The following is a 5298-nucleotide window of genomic DNA, read 5'->3' on the forward strand; positions in this document are numbered from 1 at the left end:
TCTCGTCTGTTAAAGGCGACAGGCAGGTCGCCCGACCACGGCGCGGAACGATTGTACCAGGGTGCGGAGTAGGGGCGATCGGCCGATCGCCCGTACAACCACCGCGCGGAGGCGTGCGACCACGACGCGGAATCGTGTGACCACGGCGCGGAACCGTGTGACCACGACGCGGAACCGTGTGACCACGGCGCGGAACAGTGTTTTATGAGGTCGGCGGGTTCGTTTTGATAATAAAAAGACGGGCACTCCCCGAGGACAGGGAGTGCCCGTGATGAAACAGGGTGGTATATGTTCAGGCCACGATGGTCAGGCGGGCGGAGGCAGCGACGGCGTCGCTGGATCTGTTGTCCAGAGTTGCGCCCGCGGGTGCCATCCCCGCCGCAACCAATCCGCTATTCGCGCCTTGCTCCGGCGCACCGCCATGCAACTGTAACGCGGCTGGCGCAACAGCAGGACGCCGCCACCGCCGTATGCCGTACGAGTGGGTCTGCCGGGCGATTCTGTAACGGATCCGCGCTGCCGCATCGCGTTGAAGGTACTGCTCGAGGAAGGTGTCGAGTTCGTCCGTGAGAAACGTCTCGATCTCCGTCACAACGGACGCTATGGCCCGGCTGGATGATACCTGCTGCACGCCGCCTTGATACCGCGCCCGCAGCGCCTCCTGCGCGGCATCGAGCACATCGCGAAATTCTCCAATCTTGTCGGCGCCATCGAGCCAATACGGCGCCAGCTCTTCTTTCACCGTCACCGCCTTGCTGTAGATGTGTTCGGCCAGACGGAGAGCGTCCTCGGCGCGCATTTTCCTCAGCGCGCTCGGCGTCACACTGGTTTTCAGCAGAAATTCCATGTCGCCCTCGACACGGGCGTGTGCGTGTACAATACCACCCACAACAGCCAGCATGGCGCGCATACGTTCCTGCGCCGCGCGATGCGCCGCCACTTTGCCGCGGGCGGCGTGTGCCTGATAGTCGGCCGCCACATCCAGGGCCGCGAGCAACCCGTCGAAACGTGCCATGAGTTGTGTGTACATGGGTGCGGATTGCAGAACTTCGTCGAGTGTGGCGACATAGTCGCGCACTGTGCGGAACATGCGCAGTTTGTTGATCTGGCGTTTTTTCATGTGTCCTCCGAATGGTTGAAAGGTGTGTATGGGAGTCGGACCCGTGAACACGTCTGTACTCCGGCACCGCCGCGGTGCAACACCGCGTGTGCAGGGAGACGGCGGAAGACGCGCCGCTCCCATCGAAGTGACGACCGGATACCCCTTACACTCCTCAAACGAAAAAATGTTCCCGAATCGGCCGAACTATTTTTCCTCCCGGACCCTCCCGGAGCCGGGCACGGTGGCCAGAAACACCGCGAGGAAGGAGATGCACGGTATTTCGGTGTAATTGTAAAATACGGACAGGAAGAGCAGCAGCAAGGGCGGAAAAAGACGCGGCAGCACGGCCGCCCAGGTATCCGCTCCGGAAGGCGCGGGGACTGTGTCGCGGCGTTGTGATTGCACAAGGAAAAGTCCGAAAAACAGACCCAGCAGGAGGATTCCCACAAGTCCATTCTCGGCGGCGAAGGCGATAAGTCCGGAGATGATCAGGCCCTGGCTCTCACTCACCCAGTCGGCCGGTTGCTGCGCGAGACGCTGGAAGTCGGTCGTGAATTCATTCGCCGGAAGGGACTTCGACGAAAAGACAGCGCCGTACGTGCCGCGAAGAATGGAGGCGGTGGAATACGGATCGGCGGGAATGCGTAAATAGGCGATGCGGCTGCCGTAGGCGCCCGGACCGTGTCCGAAGAAAAAGCGACCCGGACGCTCCAATATATTCGCGCACTGGGCCGCGAAGTAGTGTCCCTTGTGTGTCGTTTCGTAGCGACCGCCGGGAAAATAGGTGGAGAAAAGGAAGAGCAACAAAACCGCGGCAGTCGCAGCAGTGCCTCCCATCCAGCCCAAAAACCTGGAGCGCGGCGCTACCGAACGGTACGCGGCCGCGGCGGCGAGTGTGGCGACGAGAGCGCCGCCCGTGGCGGCTACGGCCATTGCGTTCTCCGCCAAAAACGCCGCAAGCGTGAACAACAGACAGAACAACGCATCGCGTCGACGCCGTGTGTGAAGCACCCGGGCGCCCGTCACAAACGCCGCGAGTGTCATCAACACACCGGAATAGTTCACGATGGATACGGAGCCCGGATTCCAGTCGGGATCGTACCAGGGATATGTCCATGCATACCCCAGCACGGAGTACACGGGTTTCAACACGCCGTTGACCACCGAGAGCAGAAGCTGCGGATGCCCTACAATAAACGGATACACAAACAGCACCGCCGCATGTGCGAGGAAAATGCGCAGCATGTCGTTCACCGTCTCCGAGACCCGCGATCGCGCGGCAAATCCCGTCAGCACGGCGGCGCACACGGGCAGGTACTGCACCGACGTCGAAAAACCGACGCTGACCCACGTATGAACCGAGCCCCATTCCAACACAACATGCGCGGCGACAAACAGTCCGTACGCCGCAGCCGCAAGCAGCACTCGCCGCGGGATGGGATTGGGTAACACACCGCCGCGCACGTCACGAAACAGGCGCACGGCAAGCGCTCCGCTCCCCAGCACGACGGCCGCCAGCACACCGCTTTGGAATGGCGTGAGCGCCGCGACAAACATGCCGCGAATGAGCCAGGCGGACCTTCCCGTTGCGAGTCCGGGAAGCAGCGGCAACAGCGCGAGAACGAGGCCCGCCTGCCATGTGAGGGTCACACCATACGGCCAGTAGGGACTTTCACGCGAAAGCGCGATGGCGAGGAAGTAGAGGAAGGCGCCCCACGCGTACGAGGTCCGACGTATCGTGTTGCGCCACTCGTTCACGGCGGACTTAGCTCAATTCTCTGGTCAGCCACTCGACTTTTTGAGCGAGTTCCTCCAGCCGCTCCGCGAGGACTTTGTTCTGCGTCTCCGCGAGGGTGAGCCGGTCCTCGAGCCGTTGAAGCCGTTCACGCGGCGACTGTTCCGTGGCGGATTGCGGGATGTCGACAGTACCCGTCTCTTCCGGCCAGGAGAAAAACATGTGGCGGTAGCGCACTTCCTTCTGCCCGCTGCGGCGCGGGGCCTCTTCGAGGAGATTTTTTTCGTGCGAGGCCAGATGTGTCAGGGTTTCCTGAACAAACTCGCTGCTGGGATAGTTGAACTGCCGCCCCGCGCGCGCCTTGATCTCGCCCGCGGTCTGAGGTCCGCGAAGAAGTATCAGGCTCATGGCCGCCGCTTCGGCGGGGGTGAGGCCGAGTCCGTTGTGACCCGCGCGGTGCATGTATTTGAGCGCGCGTCCCGTGCCGCTGGCATAGGCCACGAGGCCCTTTTCCCGCAGTCCGTCCAGCGCGATCTCCACAGTGTCCTCGTCGAAATCCACCACCGGCTCGCGGCTCGATTTCTGATTACACGCATTCATCACTGCGTTCAGCGTCAACGGATAATACTCGGGTGTCGCCTGACTTTTTTCGATCAGGCAGCCGAACACGCGGGCTTCTTCGAAGGTTAATTGCGGGATGGCGGGCATGGGGAAGGAGCTAGGATTTAGGAGTTAGGAGGGGAACTGGGAACTGGGAAGTAGGAACTGGGAAGTAGGAACTGGGAACTGGGAAGTAGGAACTGGGAACTGGGAACTCGCGGTGCGCAGCCATCTACTCATCTACTCATCTACCATCTACCCATCTACCATCTACCCATCTACCATCTACCCATCTACTCACCGCAGCAACCGCGACGCTTCCTTGGCAAAGTACGTGAGAATCATATCCGCGCCGGCGCGTTTGATACCGACGAGTGATTCAAGCATCACGCGGTCGTGATCGATCCAGCCATTTGCGGCGGCGGCCTTGATCATCGAGAACTCGCCGCTCACCTGATACGCGGCCGTCGGCATGCGGAATTCGTCCTTGACACGCCGGATGATGTCGAGGTACGGTCCGGCGGGTTTCACCATCACGATGTCGGCGCCTTCCTCGATGTCGATTTCCACTTCGCGCAGCGCTTCGTCGCCGTTGGCGGGATCCATCTGATGCGAACGGCGGTCGCCGAATTTGGGTGTGGATTCGGCCGCGTCGCGGAAGGGTCCGTAATACCCGGATGCAAACTTCGCGGCGTAGGACATAATCGGGATGTTGGTGAAGCCGTTGTCGTCGAGAACATCGCGAATGATCATCACGCGACCGTCCATCATGTCCGACGGCGCCACCATGTCGGCGCCCGCCCGCGCGTGCGAGAGCGCCTCGCGCGCCAGCAGTTCGAGTGTTGCATCATTCACGATCTCGTCGCCATGGACGATGCCGCAGTGGCCATGCGACGTGTATTCACACATACACACGTCGGTAATGACCACCAGTCCTTTCACGCTCTTTTTGATCGCCTTGATCGCCTGCTGCACATAGCCGTTCGGGTCCCAGGCCTCGGATCCGGTCTCGTCCTTCTTCGCCGGGATGCCGAACAGAATCACGGCCGGTATGCCGAGTTTGTACACCTCACGCGCTTCCTTGACGATCTCGTCCACCGACAACTGGAACACGCCGGGCATCGATTTTACCGGCTTGCGCACACCCTTCCCCGGCACCACAAAAAGCGGGTAGATGAAGTCCTTCGGTGTCAGCACCGTTTCGCGCACCATCGACCGCAGACCCTCGGTCATGCGTGTGCGCCGCGTCCGTACAAAGGGCATGTATGTTGTGCTCGTCATTTCGCCTTTTTCCATGAGTCTGCTCCTCTCTTCGAATGTGAAAGATGTAAAGTACTAACCGGCGAGGGAACATGGAAAGGGAGGTGGAGGGGGGGGAGGGGGGAGTAGGGAGTTGGGAGTAGGGACAGCGGGACCACGACCCTGTGTCACGCTGAGCGGAGTCGAAGCGCGACGGGACAGCGGGACAGCGGAACTGTGTCTCGCTGAGCGGAGTCGAAGCGCGACGGGACAGCGGGACAGCGGGACAGCGGGAGAGCGAACCTGTGTCTCGCTGAGCGGAGTCGAAGCGCGACGGGACAGCAGGACAGCGGAACAGCGGGACCACGACCCTGTGTCTCGCTGAGCGGAGTCGAAGCGCGACGGGACAGCGGGACCACGACCCTGTGTCTCCCTGAGCGGAGTCGAAGCGCGACGGGACAGCGGGACAGCGGAACAGCGGGACCACGACCCTGTGTCTCGCTGAGCGGAGTCGAAGCGCGACGGGACAGCAGGACAGCGGGAGAGCGGGACCACGACCCTGTGTCACGCTGAGCGGAGTCGAAGCGCGACGGGACAGCAGGACAGCGGGAGAGCGGGACCA

The 5298-nt window shown here is 61.6% G+C and carries 4 protein-coding genes; all 4 read right to left on the minus strand.

The features are described 5' to 3' along the window. Positions 1–292: 292 nt before the first annotated feature. The gene (locus tag HY962_16885; protein ID MBI5648609.1) at positions 293–1120 is read right to left on the minus strand and encodes a hypothetical protein; all 828 of its coding nucleotides are present in this window, start codon (positions 1118–1120) and stop codon (positions 293–295) included. Positions 1121–1306: 186 nt separating this feature from the next. Then, a complete protein-coding gene (locus tag HY962_16890; GenBank protein MBI5648610.1) occupies positions 1307–2860 on the minus strand; it encodes a hypothetical protein in 1554 nt (517 codons plus the stop codon). Positions 2861–2867: 7 nt separating this feature from the next. Then, positions 2868–3545, minus strand: a complete 678-nt coding sequence (locus HY962_16895; protein MBI5648611.1) for a YceH family protein — start codon at positions 3543–3545, stop codon at positions 2868–2870. Positions 3546–3734: 189 nt separating this feature from the next. Then, positions 3735–4700, minus strand: coding sequence for a porphobilinogen synthase (hemB, locus tag HY962_16900; GenBank protein ID MBI5648612.1), 966 nt, complete (start codon positions 4698–4700; stop codon positions 3735–3737). Positions 4701–5298: the final 598 nt, after the last annotated feature.

Source organism: Ignavibacteriota bacterium (assembly GCA_016218045.1).
In the GTDB taxonomy this organism is placed as follows: Bacteria; Bacteroidota; Ignavibacteria; order SZUA-365; family SZUA-365; genus JACRFB01.